This is a genomic window from Haliea atlantica, from assembly GCF_054779855.1.
The window spans coordinates 1-18035 of the sequence record NZ_BAAGXL010000023.1; the positions used below are offsets into that span (position 1 = coordinate 1).

The window sequence follows — 18035 nt, forward strand, 5'->3', positions numbered from 1 at the left end:
CGGCTACCGCTGGGGTATCCGCAGTGACGCGGACCAGAGCGGCTACCGCTGGGGCATCCGCTAAAGGCTCTATGCAAAGCTGATCGAGGGCACTAGTTGGTGCCCTCGATCTCCCCAAGTTGTTTCCATCCCCTCGTTACTCTTTCATTGTGGAATCACGCTAGTACCTTGTATCATCGATAAAAAACTCAAGGTGGTCGTGATGTGAAGGCGAAATTAGCCCTTCTTGCTATAACTCTTCTCTTGCTTGTTGGTGCTCCGGTGAGCTGGTCCCTTGCACCATCAGATTACACTTTCAGATTATCCCCGGCCTCAAGCGAGCTAACACAGCAGTCTGTCCGCAATATTTTTCAGGACAGTCAGGGTTTTGTGTGGCTTCTTACACAGGAAGGTGTTCACCGTTTTGATGGGTACACCGTCATTAGATTTAGGGCAAGCAATAAAGAGGAGGGAGGCCTTACCCACCAATCAACGACAGGTATTGTAGAGGATGATCAAGGTTACATTTGGATTGCTACCGCTGGTGGCGGCTTAAATAAGTACGATCCTGCCGATCACTCATTTTCTGCTATACGATCCAAGTCGGAAATGTCTGAGAAAGCCTTAGTCTCAGATACAATTTATTCCTTGTTTGAGGGCGAGGACGGAAATATTTGGATCGGCTATGACATACCGGGTGTCTTTAGTCGATTAAATCCGGAGACTAAAAATCTTAGACATTATCGTATTCCTGTCAACGGTGCCCAGTCGCTAGGTCGAATATCTGGCTTTGCTGTAGATCGACGAGGTAGGCTTTTTGCTGCATCTAAGAGCGGCTACTTAATTGCTGTGTCCACCTATATGGAGGGCGGCAGCGACTATATTGAACGCGTCTCGGATTATATCGGAGAGATGTTCGATAATCTGAGTGATATTAACTTCTCAGAAGATGGATGGCTCTGGGTTGCGTCCCTCGACCATGGGTTGGTCCGCTTAAATAGAGCTACTCGAGAATATCAACATTTTTCGGGGCGCCGCCCTCTTGATTTGATTGACATTGCCGACTCCAGCGTTTATGCAGTTATGGAGGACAGCAAAAAGAATATATGGGTGGCCACAAGAAATGGTCTAAGTGTTTGGGATCACGTCGACCAATCTATCTCTCATTTTCATACCGCCAACTCAAATTTGCCCGACAATCAAGTTTTTAGTGTCTATCAGAGTCGATCGGGTGTGTTCTGGGTGGGCACATTTAATGGTCTGGCTTTCGGGTCTAAATCGTACTTCACCAAGGTTGCATCGGATAGGGGGCCTGAAACAAACTCGATTAATACATTTTTAGAGGCGTCAGAAAATAAAATATGGGTGGCCAGCAATGCTGGGATTCAGAAGTTTGTCAAAAACGAATTTCCTCTTGCTCATACGCAGGATTTTGACCTGGTTTTACCTAGAGATATAGGGCCAGTCATGAGTATGTTCCTTGATGAACGTATTCTTTGGATAGGGACAATGAGCAACGGGCTCTTTAGGTACGATCTAGACTCAAATAATTACGTCAATTTTCAGTATTCTCCACTCGACACAAGCACAATAGGTGCCAACGGCATAACAAGTATTAAGCGCGTTTCCAGTGGACATTTGTTGGTTGCTACCTACGGCGGCGGCCTGAATGTTTATCAGCCCGAATCTCGGAATTTTATTCGGTTCACTAACGACCCTAGAGATCCGGGTAGTATAAGTAGCTCCTATGTTATTGATATATACCAGGATTCACTCGGATACATATGGTTGGGTACGGAGGCTGGTCTCAACTTATTCGATATTGAGAGAGGAAGTTTCAGGGCGTTTAGATCGGAGCGAGGGAATCCTAAAAGCCTAAGTAGCGACTTAACCTGGTCTCTAAATGAGGATAGTCAAGGCCGACTTTGGGTTGGTACTCAGAGTGGGGGAGTGAATTATTGGCCTAAAAACTCAAGAAAGAATTTAGAGGCAAATTTTTTGTCGCTGCCTAGCGAGATTAAGTTGCCCAGCCTTGATGTATATTCCGTAATTCCAGATGACCTCGGTTATATATGGTTGTCACATAATCGTGGGCTGTCTAGGCTTGATCCTGATCTTTCATTTGCACAACATTTTGATGCTACTGATGGACTTCAAGGGCCGGAGTTTAATCATGGTGCGGCATACCAGGACAGTAACGGAATTCTGTATTTTGGGGGTAATAACGGCTTCAATATCGTCAATCCTAGAGTCGTGGTTCCAAGTGACTACTCTCCTCCGTTGCGTATTACAGAATTTAAGGTCCTGAATGAAGAAGTATTTTTTGATAAGCCTATAAGCTTCAAAGATCGGATTGAATTGCCCTATAACTTTCGATATGCGTCTTTCAAGTTTGCTTCCTTAGATTACAGTAATCCAGCAGCTATTGAGTATAGGTATATGTTGGAGGGCTTTGACAATACCTGGGTTGACCTCACAGATTCACGAACAGCGTCATTTTCTTCCCTGCCCTCTGGGGTTTATACCCTTAAGGTGAAGGCAACCAACTCTGATGGTGTTTGGAGTGATGATGAAATATCTATGAATATTCGGGTAACTCCCGCACCCTGGATGACCCTGCCCGCGTATTTTTCCTATGGGGTTCTAGCACTACTGCTTCTTTGTTCTTATGTGATTTATCAACGAAAAAAAGCGCTTCTGGCACAACAGCGACAGATAGATCTCGAAAAGAAAGTTGAAGAGAGAACTTATGACCTTCAGCTTGCACGACTCGCGGCAGAGGAGGCTAGTAGAGCTAAATCTGAGTTTTTGGCCGTAATGAGTCATGAGATCCGTACTCCTATGCATGGAGTAATTGGAATGACGGAGCTTCTCCTTAAATCCAATTTGACCGGACGACAGGCAGGCTTTGCACAAAGTGCATATCGTAGCGGAAAGGCTCTTCTCGAGTTGATTAATTCTATTCTTGATTTCTCAAAAGCCGAGGCAGGAAAACTGGAGATAGAGAAGTCTCCATTTGACCCAGTAGCTGTCGCTGATGGTGTTTGCGAGGTTTTCTCGGAGTCGGTGGCGAAAAAGAGTATAAAATTTTATTATCATATTTCCGAAGATCTTCCTGGATTGGTTGTTGGTGACGCGGCTAAGGTGCGTCAAATACTTAGCAATCTTGTAGGTAATGCTATTAAGTTTACTGACTCCGGTTATATTAGTGTTTCTGTAGGTTGGAAGGTCTCAGAGGGATTAGGTGGGCAGTCGAGTATTCTGCTTGAGGTTGCTGATACAGGTATTGGGATTTCAGAAGATGCGCAAATTAAGCTCTTCGAGGCCTTTACTCAGGCAGACGCAAGTACCACGCGGAAGTATGGTGGTACGGGTTTGGGGTTGGCCATATGCAAGCAGTTTGTTGATGCTTTAGGTGGCAGCTTAGATGTGAGATCAAAAATTGGTGAAGGTTCGACGTTTAGTGTTTCTTTGCCCGTCTCCGGTGTTTCTGCTTCGCCAGATTTTCAAGGCTTTAAAGGTCTCAGGGCAGCGGTGTTTTCTCTAGATGATCGCTTCCTGAGCTCAATAACATCCATCTGTGACCGAATTTCCTTGCCTGTCGTGACTGCGACAGGAAGTGCTGAATATTTAAGAGGTGGCGGGTTTGATGTTTTGATATTGGACTCTAGCCCCAATTCTTTAGAGTTGATGGAGGGTTATACGAATGATCTTCCCCGCGGAGTACGGGTTCTATATTGCATGAAGGCGTATGATGTTGCCCCTGCCTGCTCTCTGCCGCTCGAGGTTGTAACGGTTCCTGTCTCAAGCGAGGGTTTGTTTAGGTCGTTAGTATCGATAACCACTTCTAATGCTCCTTCGGTTTTGTCTCATGCTAATGAGCCGGGGGTTGGAGGTAAGCCTAGAATCCTTGTGGCAGAGGATTTAGAAGTGAATCAAAAGATTATTAGCGAGATATTGGATCTTATAGGGTGTGACGTAACAGTTGTTCATAACGGCCAGGAAGCTGTAGAGGCTCAGCTGTCGAATCCATTCGATATGATTTTTATGGACTGCCAAATGCCCGTTTGCGATGGCATCGAGGCAACCGTGTTGATTCGGCAGTCTGAGTTGGCGAAAGGTATCGGGCCAGTGCCTGTGGTGGCATTAACAGCGGGTAATACAGCCGAAGAGAGGCAGAAAGCGTTAAGTTCAGGAATGAACTTGTTTTTGTCTAAGCCCTTTACTTTTGAAGATATCAAAGCTGTTTTGGAGTCATATTTCGGTGCGGATATAGGTGGCGCATCGCCTGACGGTGTTAAATATGAGCAGTCATCCGAAGATTTTGGAGATGACGCAATAGTGGATATGGATGCTGTTCGAAATATTCGAAATCTTGAAGAGCAAACAGGCCGTTTGATATTCGATAAAGTGTTAGAAAAGTTTGATGAGCAGTTTTCTGAAAAGCTGACTGAGTTGGAGGCTACTTTGGCCGCCGAGCCTTATGCTCATGAGAAGGTGGCATCGCTGGGTCATGCGATTAAGTCAATGAGTGCCAATGTGGGAGCTGCATGTATACGTTCTCACGCGTCTGATATAGAAAAACTATCTAAGGAAAAGTCAAGAGTTTTTGATGGTTCGGTTGTCGATCGTTTAAGAAAAGAGCGGTTAAGATTTTTAGAAGAGATTAAAAGTTACTAGTCTAGTGTTTTTTATGCTCTTTAATTTGATCCGAAAAAACTAGTTTGCAGGCTTTCCTTATCTCTAGTTCCATTTCCATAGATTCTTTCCGGTCGCACCTCAGCGCAGCTCTTCCTTCTTGGACTATAAAGTTCAATAATAGAAGTTCATCCGGTGAAATTTGGAAGTTAACGCCGTTTTTGTCCTGGTGTGTGAACTTCATTATTTTTCCTATACTGAATGATATGCATTTCAGGCTTGAGCAATGTCTTCAGTTTTAGACGTTTGCTAGCTAAAACCCCTCCATCCTCTCACGCATCTCCCCAATATCCGCCAGCCGCGCATTGATCCGCGAGCTGGTTACATGGTCGGTCCCGGCCAGCTTGAGGGCATAGCCCAGCTGCTGCTCCGCCTGGTCCAGCACACCGTTAAGGATAAAGTATTCCGCGCGGGACTGGTGCAAGCCGAGGATATTGCCGGCCAGGCCCTGTACTTCGGCCAGCAGGTACCACAGTCCGGGGTCGTTGGGCCGTTGCTTGCTTTGCTCCATCAGCACAGACTCGGCGATATGCGGTTTCTGGTCGCGCATCAGGGCGCGTGCATAGGCCATGGTCAGGGGATGGTTTCCGGGACGCAGCCGCAGTTGCCGCTGTAGTTGTTCCACGGCCAGGGCGGCCTCGCCGCGCAGCAGGTGCAGTTCGGCGTCCGCCAGTAGGTACTCCAGAGAGTTGGGGGCATTGTCAGTCAGGGTTGCCAGTTCTTTGGCGGCTTCGTCAGCGCGGCCGGCCTCGATCAGGGCCAGAACCAGGCCGTAACGGGCGGCCTCGGCGTCCCGCGGGGTGCCGGAAAGCTCTCCGCGGAAACGTTGCACCGCTTCTTCCGGGGTCCCGGCCAACTGGACTTGCACACGCGCGCGCATGCGCTGGAACTGGCTGTCGTCGCGCGTCTCCCGCGGTGCCGGCAGTTGCCGGGCCCGGTTGCGGGTGTCGGCAATACGGTTTTCCGACAGTGGGTGGCTGCGCAGGAATTCCGGGATGCGGTTGGCGCTGCTGTAGCGCGAGGCCTGCAGCATGCGCTCGAACATGGCGGGGGCGGCCTGGGGGTTGAAGCCGGCGGCGGCCAGGGTCTGCATGCCCACCCGGTCGGCTTCGGCTTCATTGCTCCGGCTGTAGCGCAGCGCGGCATCCTGCGCCGCGGCCTGGGCCGCCGAGATGGCCGCCATACCGGCGTCGCTGCCGGTGGTGGCCAGCAGCACGAAGCCGGCGAGCATCGCCGCCAGGTTGAAGGGCTGCTGTCCACGCGCGAATTCCACCCGCCGGGAGAAGTGTCGCTGGCTGAGGTGAGCGATTTCGTGGGCGATCACGGTGGCCAGCTCGTCCTCGGTCTGGGCGTAGTTGAGCAGGCCGTTGTGAATACCGATCACGCCGCCCGGCACAGCAAAAGCGTTGATGGTCGGGTTGTCGACCACCACCAGCTCCAGGCGACGGTCCTGCAGCTCGCTGTGCACCGCCAGCTCGTAGATCAGGTTTTCCAGATAGTCGAACAGCAGGGGGTCGTTGAGGGTCGGGGCCTGGCTGCGAAACATGCGCAACCAAGTACGGCCCAGCTGGTGCTCGTACTCGGGGGAGAACAGGCTGCTGCTGGATTCACCCAGCTTGGGCAGTTTCAGGCCCTCGGTGGCGCCAAAGGCCACCGGGCTGGCCAGCAATGCGGCCAGGAGGAGGGCGGGGAGCGGGGCTTTCAGTCGCGGCAGCATCAAATGGGTCGGCGCGGGCCGTTTTCCTCGTGTGGTAGGGTGAGTGTAATGGAAGTCAGCCTATCTCGTCCCCTTGGATACCATCCAGGCCGCCAAGTTCAGTGGGCGGAGCGGCGTTTCGGAGTGGCCCCGCTTGCGGATATACTGGCGGCTTTGCACGGGAGGTTGCCGGTGACAGGTGAAGACTGGGTCGAGGTGGACGCCCGCGGACAGCAGTGTCCGATGCCCCTGCTGCTCGCCAAGCGCGCCTTGAACGGCATGCAGAGTGGCGAACGCCTGCGTGTCCTGGCCACGGACCAGGGCTCGGTGCGCGACTTCCAGGTTTTTGCCCGGCAATCGGGCCACGCCCTTCTGGCCACCGAAGAGCAGGGCGACACCTACATTCATCTACTCCAAAAGGCCTGAGTTATCGCCATGTTCGACATCTTCCAGAAGTGGTACCGGCGCTATCTCTTCGAGGAGGAGTCCATTCTGCTGCTGGTGTTGCTGGCGCTGGCGGTGGTCCTCTTGATGACGATCGGCGATATCCTGGCGCCGGTGCTGGCCTCGGTGGTGCTGGCCTACTTGCTGGCCGGGCTGGCGGAGCGTCTCAACCGCTGGGGCCTGCCCTCCTGGGCGGGGGTGAGTATCACCTATCTGGTGTTTGTGGGGGTCTTCTTCGGCGTCAGCCTGGGACTGTTGCCGCTGGTCTGGCGCCAGACCCTGGCACTGGTAGGCGAGGTGCCGCGCATGCTGGATGAGGCGCGACAGCTGTTCGCGGTGCTGCCGGCCCGCTACCCGGAAGTCTTCAGTCAGCAGCAGATCAACCAGCTGGTGAGCATGGCACAGTCGGAGCTTGGCAACCTGGGCCAGGTTCTGGTGACCCGGTCCCTGTCGACCATTCCCAGCCTGGTGCTGGTGCTGGTCTACATGATCCTGATTCCGATCATGGTGTTTTTCTTCCTCAAGGACCGGCGCCTGATTCTCGCCTGGCTGGGCAGTTTTCTGCCCACTGAACGGCCCCTGCTGCGGCATATCTGGGAGGAGATGGATACCCAGGTGGCCAATTATGCCCGCGGCAAGGCGCTGGAGATCCTGATTGTTGGCTCGGTGAGTTTTGTGGCCTTTTCCTTTCTCGGCCTGAATTACGCTGCCCTGCTGGGCCTGATCACCGGTCTATCGGTGATTGTGCCCTACATCGGCGCCACGCTGGTTACGATTCCCGTGGCAGCGGTGGCCCTCTTCCAGTGGGGGCTGGGCGGGGAATTTTACCTGGCGGTTGCGGTCTATCTGATTATCCAGGCACTGGATGGCAATGTGCTGGTGCCGCTGCTGTTTTCCGAAGCGGTCAACCTGCACCCCGTGGCGATTATCGTCGCGGTACTGTTTTTTGGGGGTATCTGGGGCATGTGGGGCGTTTTCTTCGCCATTCCCCTGGCCACCCTGATCAAGGCCATTATCAATGCCTGGCCGACGCGTGCTGAGGAGTCCCTCCCCAGTCCGCCGGAACCTGCTGAAGCGACTCGGGAGTAGTTCATGCGAATCACGCAAATCCGGCTGGGGGGGCTGGTGCTGGCCCTGCTGTGTCTGGCTGCCTGTGCCACGGTTGCGGTCCAGGACACGCTGCAGCCAGTGCAGAGCCCCGCCGACGATTACGCCTACCGCCACCTGACCCTGGATAACGGGCTGCAGGTACTGCTCATCTCCGATCCCGGCGCCGCCAAGGCCGCCGCGGCGCTGGATGTGCGGGTGGGCAGTGCCGACAACCCGCCGGGGCGCGAAGGCCTGGCGCACTTCCTTGAACACATGTTGTTCCTGGGCACCGACAAGTATCCAGACCCGGCCGAGTACGAGCAGTTCATTACCGAGCACGGTGGCAGCCGCAACGCCTACACCAGCTTTGAGCACACCAACTACTTCTTCGACGTCCAGTCGGCCTGGCTGGAAGGCGCCCTGGACCGCTTTGCCCAGTTCTTCATCGCGCCGCGCTTTGATGCCGAGTACGTCGAGCGGGAGATCCGTGCGGTGGAGGCGGAGTACCAGATGGGGCTGACCAGCGACAGCCGCCGGGGCCTGGACGTGCTGCAGACCGTGATGAACCCCGAGCATCCCTTCAGCCAGTTTACCGTGGGCAGTTTGGGCACCCTGGCCGACCGCCCCGAGTCCACCATCCGCGACGAGATGCTGGCCTTCTACCGGAAGTACTATTCCGCCAACCAGATGCGCCTGGTGGTGTTGGGTACCGAGAGCCTGGATGAGCTCGAGGCGATGGTGGCACCGCGCTTCAATCAGGTGCCCAACCGCGAGCTGCAGCTGGACACCATCGAGGCGCCGCTGTTTGCCCCGGAGCTGCTCCCCGCCGTGGTGAAAATCGAGCCGGTGGGCACCCAGCGACAGCTGCAGGTTGGCTTCCCGGTGCCCGACTACCGCGATCGCTACCGCGCCAATCCTCTGGGCTACCTGGGTAACCTGGTGGGCCACGAAGGGGAGGGCAGTCTGCTCTCGCGCTTGAAGGCAGAAGGTTTGGCGGAGAGCCTCGGTGCGGGCGCCGGGCTGGCCTGGCGTGGCGGCGGCCTGTTCAGCGTGAATATCACCCTCACCGAGCAGGGCCAGCAGGACCCGGACCGGGTGCTGCAGCTACTCTTCGGCTATCTCGACCTGTTGCGCGAGAAGGGCCCCCAGGCGTGGCTGTACCAGGAGCAGTCGCGCCTGGCAGAGCTGCAATTCCGCTACCGCGAGAAGGGCAATGCCATCAACTATGTCAGCGGTCTGGCTTCGGGGATGCATTACTACGCGCCGCGGGATGTACTGCGCGGCCCTTACCTGATGGACGATTACGACCCCGAGCTCCTGCGCGACCTGCTGACGCACTTGCGCGCCGACCAGGCCCTGGTCACATTGACCTGGCCCGGGGTGGAGACGGATCGCGTCACTGATTTTTACCAGGTGCCCTGGGCGCTGGAGCGCGTGCAAGGCGCACGACTGGCGCAGTGGCGCGCGCCGGTGGCGGAAGGGCTGGTCAGCCTGCCCGACCCCAACCCCTTTATTCCCGAAGACCTGTCGCTGGTCGAGCTGCCCGCGGATGTGCCGACCGAGCCCGCCCTGGCGCTGGATTCCCCGCGGCAGCGCGTCTGGTTTGCCCAGGACGCTGAGTTCCGCCTGCCCCGGGGGGCGCTCTACGTCAATTTCCGTTCGCCCGTGGTGGGTGGCTCGGTGGAGCAGGATGCCCTGGCCCTGCTCTATGTCGACCTGCTCAAGGACGCGGTGAACGAATTCACCTATCCGGCGCTACTCGCTGGCCTGCGCTTTGATCTCTACAAGCACGCCCAGGGCCTGTCCCTACGTATCAGCGGCTACGATGACCGCCAGTTGCTGCTGCTGGAGCAGTTGCTGGCGACCCTGCAGCAGCCTGACTTCGAGGCGGTGCGATTCGAGAGTCTGCGCGCCGACCGCATTCGGCGCCTGCAGAATCGTATCGCCCAGCGCCCCAGCAGCCAGGTAATGGATGAGCTGCGCGAGGCGTTGTTGCACGGGGAGTGGGACGACCAGGCGAAGATCCGTGCCCTGGAATCGGCCACGCTGCCCGCCGTGCAGGCCTTTGCCGATACCTTCTGGGCGCAGGCCAGCGCTGAGTCACTGGTCTACGGCAACTATGCGCCGGAGATGGTGGAGGCGCTGGCCATGCAGCTGTCGCCGCTGTTGCCGGAGCCCCCCGAGGCGGCGCTGGCGCCCCTGCGGGTGACCCGGCTCGATGCGGGGCAACGCCTGCAATACGCGGTCGACATCCCCCACGATGACGCGGTCGTGGCCTGGTATCTGCAGGGGCGCGACCGCGACTGGGAAGAGCGGGCCATGACCGCCCTGACTGGGCAGATCATCCGCTCGGGCTTTTTCCAGCAGCTGCGCACGGAGCAACAACTGGGCTATGTGGTGAGTGCCTTCCCCTGGGCGCAACTCGAAGTGCCGGGCCTGGTCTTGCTGGTGCAGTCGCCCAACACGCCGGCGCCGGATGTGGCCGCGGCCATGGATGCCTTCATGGACGCGGTGCCGGCCACGGTGGATGGCGCCCAGTTCGCCCGTCACCAGCGCGCCCTGGTGGGCGAGATCACCCGCCCGGACAAGAACCTGTGGGAACGGGCCGAGTTCTTCTGGCAGTCGATTGCCCGTCAGGAGTACGACTTCGACAGCCGCACGCGCCTGGCCGAGGCGGTCGACGCGATTGAGCTGGCCCAGTGGTCCAGCCACTACCGGGATGTGTTCCGGGCGCAACCCGCCTCGCTACAGGTGGTGGCGCCGGGTCGCTGGTCGGAGTTGCCGGCGGGGGCCGATCGGACGTACGAGAGCTCCGCTGCCCTGAAGGACAGTCGCGCGTACTTCCAGATTGACTAGCGGGGCGGGACAGTCGCCCCGCTCCCGGCAATGACGCGTAGTTTTCAACTGGCCGCTTCGGGGAACAGCCCGGGCATCCAACGGCCGGCCAGCCGGGCAGGGAAGGCGATTTTCAGCGGCGCTCGGGTGCTGGCCGATTGCAGTACCCCTCTATCCAATAGCGCGGAAACGATCCGTCGTGCCTGCCGTTCACCGGTTCCCACAATGCTGGGCACATCACCGCGGGGCAATTCACCTCGGTACAGGACCGCATCCAGGATATTCCCGGCTTGGGGTGGCAAGCCAGCTGTGCGAACTTCGTCCTCGAGCCAGAGTCGGATACGCTCGCGCAGCTTGTTAGGCTCAACGAGCTGCTCCATGAAAGCGACTTGGTCGATACACGTCTGAAGGAAGAACTCGGTGAATTCTGCGAGTGCCGCTTCACTGCGACTTCCGCGGCCATCCAGGTCGCCTCGGCGGGGCGGGTCGCAGGCCACCAGGTGCTGTTTATAGCGTGCTTCCTGCCGGGCTAAGCCGCGGGCGATAGACCAGATACCGCCAGTGTCGAGGGCTTCTCTCAGCATGGCGTAGGACATGAGGCGGGCGACGCGGCCATTACCATCCAGGAAGGGGTGTATCCAGAGGAGGCGGTGATGGGCCGCCGCGGCGGAGATCGTTGTCTGTGCCTTGCCGAGTCGACCATAGACCTGCTCGAAACGACGGAGAAAGCGGGGTAGGGCACCGGGGCTGATGGCGACATGGTCTCCAACAATGACATCACGGCTACGGAGTTCACCTGGGGTCATACGCACCCGCTTACCGGTCTCGCTATTATCGACCCAGAGTAGTTCCTCCGGGAGATTTTCTCCGAAGCGTCGATGTAGTTCACAGATACCATCGATCGAGGAGGCGCGACCGATTAGTCCGCCCTCATCAATCCATTGCTGGACGGTGACATGAGCGCGGGCCTCAAGCTGAAGATTACGCTTGCGCGGCTCGTCACTGTAGTCATTCTGCAGGGCACGCTCGATATCGACTGGTTGGGTGTCGTGCCCCTCAATCAGATTGGAGTAGTAACAGTTCATGGAGCGAACCAGCTCGGCCAAGGCAGTGATAACCCCATCGGGCAGGCTGCGGCTAAACCCGGCAGACTTCGCGGTCAGCTCCATGGCGAGCTCGGTTAGGTTTTCCCGTCCGGGAGCACTCTCGCTTACCCGAAGGGGCTCCATGGCGGCGGTATCCTCACCACGGTCCAGTGCCACTTTGATGTCCGCTTCCATGTCCGCTTTTTCCGTTCCTAGATCTTCATAAATAACAAAATATTAGGAGGTCTAATTGCTTGCAGTGTAGCGCATAAAAGTCCGGTTGGATGTCCGCCTCTTGGAGTTATGCTGAGTGGTCAGGTTCTGGTAGCGTATTGGGTGCCCGGTGAGTCGCTGAAAACAGGTTAAATGCAGGTATTGTGGCTGTGGGAGAACAACCTTCTGGCTTAGTCACGCTGAACCGCGACTTAGAGCGGCGGCGCGCCGCTTCGCCAGTGCGCACCCGGTAGAAAAATTACCCGCTCGGACCTCGCGCGTGGGCGCGACAAGGCCTTGTTTCTCCATACATTTGCGTGCCTTCGCTGGTTCCAAAAAGGAACCTATGGACTGGAAAGACTCGCCTCCCTGTAGTATTTTTACCTACAGTCTCCGGTTTGCGACACAGCCGGCCGTCGTGGTTTGGCTATACTGTTGAGGCCAGCCCGACACACAAAAGTTCTTTAACAGAACTTTGAAAGTTCCCTCGGGGCGCCCCCCGAACAATCAGGAGCAGCACAGGCATGATGGAAGATAAAGACCCGACAGAGACCCGGGAATGGCTGGATGCGCTGGATGCCGTCACCAAGTACAGCGGCGCCGAGCGCTCCGCGGAGCTGCTCAAGCGGCTCGCCAAGCACGCCACCGAAGTGGGTGTGCAATTGCCGAGTGCGATCACCACACCCTTCCGCAACACCATCGCCCCGCAGAACGAGAAGATGATGCCGGGGGATCTGTTCATGGAGCGTCGCATCCGCTCCCTGGTGCGCTGGAATGCCCTGGCCATGGTGATGCGGGCCAATGACAACAACGAGGGGCTGGGCGGGCATATTTCCAGTTTTTCCTCCAGCGCGACGCTCTACGATGTCGGCTACAACTATTTTTTCCGCGGCAGTGAAAACGGTCACCCCGGTGACCTGGTGTTCTATCAGGGTCACAGTGCTCCCGGCATGTATGCCCGCTCCTACCTCGAGGGTCGCCTGACCGAGGAGCAGCTGGACAACTTCCGCCGCGAGGTGGACGGTAACGGCCTTTCTTCCTATCCCCACCCCTGGCTGATGCCCGACTACTGGCAGTTTCCCACGGTGTCCATGGGGCTTGGGCCCATACAGGCCATCTACCAGGCCCACGTGATGAAATACCAGCAGAGCCGCGGTCTGGTGGACCATGCGGACCGCCAGGTGTGGTGCTTCCTCGGCGACGGGGAATGCGACGAGCCGGAGTCTCTCGGTGCCATTTCCAAGGCCGGCCGCGAGGGCTTGAGTAACCTGCAGTTCGTGGTCAACTGCAACCTGCAGCGCCTGGATGGCCCGGTTCGGGGTAATGGCAAGATCATCCAGGAGCTGGAGGGTATCTTCCGCGGTGCCGGCTGGAATGTGATCAAGGTGGTCTGGGGCCGCAAGTGGGACCCGCTGTTGGAGAAGGACACCACCGGCCTGCTGGCCCAGCGCATGGACGAGGTCTGTGACGGCGAGCTGCAGAACTACAAGTACAACGGCGGGGCCTACACGCGCGAGCATTTCTTCGGCAAGTACCCGGAGCTATTGGAGCTGGTCAAGGACCTCTCCGATGACGAGATCATGTACCTGAACCGCGGTGGTCACGACCCCTACAAGATCTACGCGGCCTATGCCGCGGCGGTGGAAGAGAAGGAGCGGCCCACGGTCATTCTGGCGATGACAGTGAAGGGCTACGGTACCGGCGAGGCGGGTGAGGCCAACAACGAGACCCACTCCCTGAAGAAGCTCGACTTCGACAACCTCAAGGCCTTCCGCGATCGCTTTGACATTCCGATTTCCGACAGTGAACTGAAGAACGTTCCCTACTACCGACCGGCGCCGGACAGCCCTGAAATGCGCTACATGCGTCAGCGCCGCGAGGAGCTGGGCGGTTCGATTCCCGCTCGTCGACGGGAGCTGAAGCCCCTGACCACGCCGGCGCTCTCGAGCTTTGACAACCAGCTCAAAGGCAGTGGCAAACGGGAAATATCCACTACCATGGCCTTCGTGCGGCTGCTCTCCACCCTGGTCAAAGACAAGGAGATCGGCGAGCGTGTGGTGCCCATCGTGCCGGATGAGGCGCGCACCTTTGGCATGGAGGGCATGTTCCGGCAGCTCGGTATCTACTCATCGGTGGGGCAGCGCTATACCCCCCACGATGCCGGTCAGATCATGTTTTACAAGGAGGATGAACGCGGCCAGATTCTCGAAGAGGGCATCAACGAGGCCGGGGCCTTCTCGTCCTGGCTGGCAGCGGCGACCTCCTACAGCACCAGCGGCTACCCGATGGTGCCCTTCTACATTTTCTACTCGATGTTCGGTTTCCAGCGTATCGGCGACCTGGCCTGGGCCGCCGGCGACAGTCAGGCCCGGGGTTTCCTGATCGGTGCCACCGCCGGGCGCACCACGCTGAATGGCGAGGGCCTGCAGCACCAGGACGGCCACAGCCATATCCTGGCCAGCACCATTCCCAACTGCGTGAGTTACGACCCCGCCTACGCCTATGAACTGGCGGTGATTATTCAGGATGGCCTGCGTCGGATGTACCACCTTGGCGAAAACAAGTTCTACTACATCACCACCATGAACGAGAACTACCACCAGGCGGAAATGCCGGCAGGTGCCGAGGAGGGCATCATCCAGGGCATGTATGCCCTGCGGCGGGCACCGAAGAAAAAGGCCCCCCGGGTGCAGCTGATGGGGGCCGGCACCATCCTGCGCGAGGTCGAGGCCGCAGCGGAGATCCTGGAAAAGGACTACGGTGTGCTGGCGGATATCTGGAGCCTGACCAGCATCAACGAGTTGCAGCGTGAGGGGACCGCCGCGGTGCGCTGGAACCTGCTCCATCCGGAGGAGGAACCGAAGGTGCCCTACGTCACACGCCAGCTCGAAGGGACCGAAGGCCCGGTGATTGCCGCGACCGATTACATGAAGGCTCACGCCGAGCAGCTGCGTCAGTTCATTCCGCGCCGCTACGCGGTGCTGGGCACTGATGGTTTCGGCCGCAGCGACACCCGCGAACGCCTGCGCCGCTTCTTTGAAGTCAGCCGCGAATATGTGGCGCTGGCCGCCCTGCGGGCGCTGGCCGACGAGGGGACGATCAAGATGTCCGTGGTGGTGGAGGCGATGCGCGCCTTCAACATTTCGGCAGAAAAGCCCGACCCGACCACCGTATAAGCGACAGGATACCAAGGCATGGCTGAACAACAGGTAAAAGTCCCGGATATCGGCGGGGCCGAGGGCGCGGAAGTCATCGAGCTGCTGGTCGAGGTGGGCGACACCGTGGAGGTGGAGCAGAGCCTGCTGGTGCTGGAATCCGACAAGGCGTCGATGGAAATTCCCTCGTCCCTGGCGGGCACGATCAAGGAGATCCTGGTCAAGGTCGGCGACGAGCTGGCGGAAGGTTCGCCGATCGCCGTTGTCGAGGTGGAAGGCGAGTCCGGCGATGGCGAGGAGTCCGCCTCGTCGGAGTCGGACGCCTCCGATGGCGACAGCGACGGCGATGAAGAGTCAGGCGAGGCCGACAAATCGGCGGAAAAAGCCGACGCCAAGGCGGACGACAAGGCCTCCGCGAAAGAATCGGGCGGCAGCGACGACAAGGGCGAGACTGCCAGCAAGGGCGGCAGCCGGGAAGTCACCGTGGAAATCCCCGACATCGGCACCGAGGATGCGGTCGACCTGATCGAGCTCTGCATCCAGGTGGGTGACGAGGTCGGGGAAGGCGACTCCCTGGTGGTGCTGGAATCCGACAAGGCCTCCATGGAGGTACCTGCGCCCCAGGCCGGCAAGCTGGTCAAGTGGCTGGTCAAGGAGGGCGGCACGGTACGCCAGGGCGATCAGCTGGCGGTTCTGGCGGTCGCCGGCGGCGCCGATGATGCCACAGCCGATGAGTCTGAAACCGACGGTGACGAGGCCGACAAGGACAGCCCGGAGGCCGGCAAGGAGCAGGCGGCCAAGCGCGAAAAACCGCAGGGCGATAGCGACAGCCGTGGATCTTCGGCTGCCTCGGAGTCTCCCGCGAAGTCGTCTTCGCGCCCGTCGAGTGGCGCCGCGGAGAGCCCCTCCAACGAGCCCGCCGCCCGCAGCGATGGCGAGCTGGTCTACGCGGGGCCCGCAGTGCGCAAGCTGGCGCGCGAGTTCGGGGTGGATATCACTCAGGTGGTGGGTACCGGTCCGCGCGACCGCGTCCTCAAGGAGGATGTGCAGACCTACGTCCAGCGCGCCCTGAACAACCGCGGTGCGTCGGCGGGGGCAACTGGCGGCGCCGGCATTCCCCCGATACCCGAAGTCGACTTTGCCGCCTTCGGTGAGGTGGAGAGCGTTGCCCGCTCCAAGATGGACAAGCTCACCGCCGCCAACATGCACCGCAGCTGGCTGAACGTGCCCCATGTGACCCAGTGGGATGACGCGGACATCACGGAGCTGGAGGCCTTCCGCGCGTCGCTCAAGGGCGAGGCGGAAAAGCGCGGCACCAAGCTCACCCCGGTGCCCTTCCTGCTCAAGGCCTGCGCCATCGCGCTGCGGGACAATCCCAAGTTCAATGCCTCGCTGTCGACGGACGGGGAAAATCTGGTCTACAAGCGCTATTTCCACATCGGCATGGCGGTGGATACCCCCGCCGGATTGGTGGTCCCGGTCATTCGGGACGTGGACCAGAAGAGCATCTGGGAGTTGGCTGAGGAAGTGATCGAGCTGGCCGGGAAAGCCCGCGACCGCAAGCTCAAGCCCCAGGAAATGCAGGGTGGCTGCTTCACCATTTCCAGCCTTGGCAATATTGGCGGTCGCGGCTTTACGCCGATCGTCAATCCGCCGGAGGTGGGCATCCTCGGGATTTCACGGGCGAGTGTGCAGCCGGTCTGGGATGGTGAGGCCTTCCAGCCCCGCAAGATGCTGCCGCTGGCGCTGTCCTACGACCATCGGGTGATCAACGGCGGTGACGCCGGGCGGTTCTGCACCCAGCTGGTGGGATTGCTGGGGGATATCCGCCGCCTGCTGATGTAGGCGGCGGATTCGCGAGGGCGAGAGTCTCGGGCTCAGTAGACGTACTGAAGCCCGAACACCATGGTGCGTCCGAACTCGTCGTACTGCAGCAGGCGCCGGGAATTGCCGGCGTAGTGGTGGGCGGGTTCATTGCTTACAGGCGCACGCCGACCCGTTGAATATGTTCCCGGAGTTGTGGGTTTTCGATCTGATCGAAAGCGGAGAGGTCTATCTCAAGCGGAAGCAGCAGGTCGTCCAGTGCGTTGCTGATCCGGTTGAGTGTCGCCAGATCAATATCTCCCAGCAGCGTCAGATCAATGTCCGATGTCGGCCGGTGTCGCCCCATTGCGCGGGAGCCGTAGAGAATGGCGCCCTGTACCTCCGGGTAGCGGAAGAGGACCCCGCGAATGGCCTCGGCCTGTTCGGGAGCGAGACCGGAAACCGCCGTTGTTTCACTCGGCATCCCGCAGGGTCTCCAGACGTTCCGCCAATTGGCAGAACAGGACGTGGTAGCGTTCGGTAATCGCCTCGGCGATCTGCCGTGCCGTGGATTCATTATAGGTGTGCGAGGTGCGGTTGCGATTGGCAATCATGTCCATCCACTGCTCCCCATCGGTAATCAAGCCCACAGCGAAAGCGCGACGAGTGGCATCGCGGGAGCCCATCAGGTTCTGCTCACCCTGGTAGCGCAAGTAGTCGCGCAGACAGTTGCAGGCCAGCTCGTGGGTGAACTCGAAAGCCTGTATCAGCCCCTGTTTCTCGAGGTTGAAAAGCTCGCGCTCGCGGCTGAGCTCCACGGCTTCCGTGAGGTTGCCGAGGGCTCGTTGATAGTTTGCCAGGCGTTGCTGCCAGCGGATGTCATCATCCATTTCCAAACCTCCAGACGCATTGGGCCGGCCCGTGGCCCGGCTGCATTCTGCCACCAATTTAACAGGTCGCAGCGTAACATTGATTGTGTTCTTCACCGGCTGGCACGCTGCCTGCTTGTGCCTGTTAGTATCAGAACACAGGCGAGAG

At 58.4% G+C, this 18035-nt stretch carries 10 protein-coding genes; 6 read left to right on the forward strand and 4 right to left on the reverse strand.

Annotation, left to right across the window (positions count from 1 at the left end; translation table 11 throughout):
• Positions 1 to 204 precede the first annotated feature (204 nt).
• Positions 205 to 4659, forward strand: a complete 4455-nt coding sequence (locus tag ACYVGS_RS14820) for a two-component regulator propeller domain-containing protein (protein ID WP_460589454.1) — start codon at positions 205 to 207, stop codon at positions 4657 to 4659.
• 271 nt (positions 4660 to 4930) lie between these two features.
• On the opposite strand, the gene ACYVGS_RS14825 is transcribed toward ACYVGS_RS14820, so the two are convergent.
• Positions 4931 to 6394 carry a M48 family metalloprotease gene (locus ACYVGS_RS14825; protein WP_460589455.1) on the reverse strand — a complete coding sequence of 488 codons (1464 nt, stop codon included), beginning with the start codon at positions 6392 to 6394 and terminating at the stop codon, positions 4931 to 4933.
• A 171-nt stretch (positions 6395 to 6565) separates the two neighbouring features.
• Between ACYVGS_RS14825 and ACYVGS_RS14830 the strand changes: the two genes are divergently transcribed.
• The 3 genes from ACYVGS_RS14830 to ACYVGS_RS14840 are packed head-to-tail and all read left to right on the forward strand — an operon-like array spanning position 6566 to position 10762.
• Positions 6566 to 6799 (forward strand): sulfurtransferase TusA family protein, encoded by a 234-nt coding sequence (locus ACYVGS_RS14830; RefSeq protein ID WP_460589456.1) that lies wholly within the window; start codon positions 6566 to 6568, stop codon positions 6797 to 6799.
• Positions 6800 to 6808: 9 nt separating this feature from the next.
• Entirely contained in the window at positions 6809 to 7906 is a 1098-nt protein-coding gene (locus ACYVGS_RS14835) for an AI-2E family transporter (RefSeq protein ID WP_460589457.1), read from the forward strand.
• Positions 7907 to 7909: 3 nt separating this feature from the next.
• The gene (locus ACYVGS_RS14840; protein ID WP_460589458.1) at positions 7910 to 10762 is read left to right on the forward strand and encodes a M16 family metallopeptidase; all 2853 of its coding nucleotides are present in this window, start codon (positions 7910 to 7912) and stop codon (positions 10760 to 10762) included.
• A 44-nt stretch (positions 10763 to 10806) separates the two neighbouring features.
• Here ACYVGS_RS14840 and ACYVGS_RS14845 read toward each other — a convergent pair whose 3' ends face one another.
• The gene (locus tag ACYVGS_RS14845; protein WP_460589459.1) at positions 10807 to 12021 is read right to left on the reverse strand and encodes a Fic family protein; all 1215 of its coding nucleotides are present in this window, start codon (positions 12019 to 12021) and stop codon (positions 10807 to 10809) included.
• A 542-nt stretch (positions 12022 to 12563) separates the two neighbouring features.
• Between ACYVGS_RS14845 and aceE the strand changes: the two genes are divergently transcribed.
• Both aceE and aceF read left to right on the forward strand, forming a co-directional pair.
• Positions 12564 to 15215: a pyruvate dehydrogenase (acetyl-transferring), homodimeric type gene (aceE, locus tag ACYVGS_RS14850; protein WP_460589460.1), complete on the forward strand. Its 2652-nt coding sequence runs from the start codon at positions 12564 to 12566 to the stop codon at positions 15213 to 15215.
• An 18-nt stretch (positions 15216 to 15233) separates the two neighbouring features.
• Positions 15234 to 17039 carry a dihydrolipoyllysine-residue acetyltransferase gene (gene aceF / locus ACYVGS_RS14855; RefSeq protein WP_460589461.1) on the forward strand — a complete coding sequence of 602 codons (1806 nt, stop codon included), beginning with the start codon at positions 15234 to 15236 and terminating at the stop codon, positions 17037 to 17039.
• A gap of 133 nt (positions 17040 to 17172) precedes the next feature.
• Here the strand turns inward: aceF and ACYVGS_RS14860 are convergent, their stop codons facing one another.
• A complete protein-coding gene (locus ACYVGS_RS14860) occupies positions 17173 to 17481 on the reverse strand; it encodes a nucleotidyltransferase domain-containing protein (RefSeq protein WP_460589462.1) in 309 nt (102 codons plus the stop codon).
• Positions 17471 to 17887, reverse strand: coding sequence for a nucleotidyltransferase substrate binding protein (locus ACYVGS_RS14865; protein ID WP_460589463.1), 417 nt, complete (start codon positions 17885 to 17887; stop codon positions 17471 to 17473). Before ACYVGS_RS14865 ends, ACYVGS_RS14860 begins: the two co-directional genes overlap by 11 nt.
• Positions 17888 to 18035 lie beyond the last annotated feature (148 nt).

Bases quoted from the DNA above. Each gene is read 5' to 3' on its own strand.
- ACYVGS_RS14865 (WP_460589463.1), bottom strand. From the start codon at position 17,887: ATGGATGATGACATCCGCTGGCAGCAACGCCTGGCAAACTATCAACGA.
- ACYVGS_RS14845 (WP_460589459.1), bottom strand. From the start codon at position 12,021: ATGGAAGCGGACATCAAAGTGGCACTGGACCGTGGTGAGGATACCGCC.
- ACYVGS_RS14835 (WP_460589457.1), top strand. From the start codon at position 6,809: ATGTTCGACATCTTCCAGAAGTGGTACCGGCGCTATCTCTTCGAGGAG.
- aceE (WP_460589460.1), top strand. From the start codon at position 12,564: ATGATGGAAGATAAAGACCCGACAGAGACCCGGGAATGGCTGGATGCG.
- ACYVGS_RS14825 (WP_460589455.1), bottom strand. From the start codon at position 6,394: ATGCTGCCGCGACTGAAAGCCCCGCTCCCCGCCCTCCTCCTGGCCGCA.
- aceF (WP_460589461.1), top strand. From the start codon at position 15,234: ATGGCTGAACAACAGGTAAAAGTCCCGGATATCGGCGGGGCCGAGGGC.
- ACYVGS_RS14860 (WP_460589462.1), bottom strand. From the start codon at position 17,481: ATGCCGAGTGAAACAACGGCGGTTTCCGGTCTCGCTCCCGAACAGGCC.
- ACYVGS_RS14840 (WP_460589458.1), top strand. From the start codon at position 7,910: ATGCGAATCACGCAAATCCGGCTGGGGGGGCTGGTGCTGGCCCTGCTG.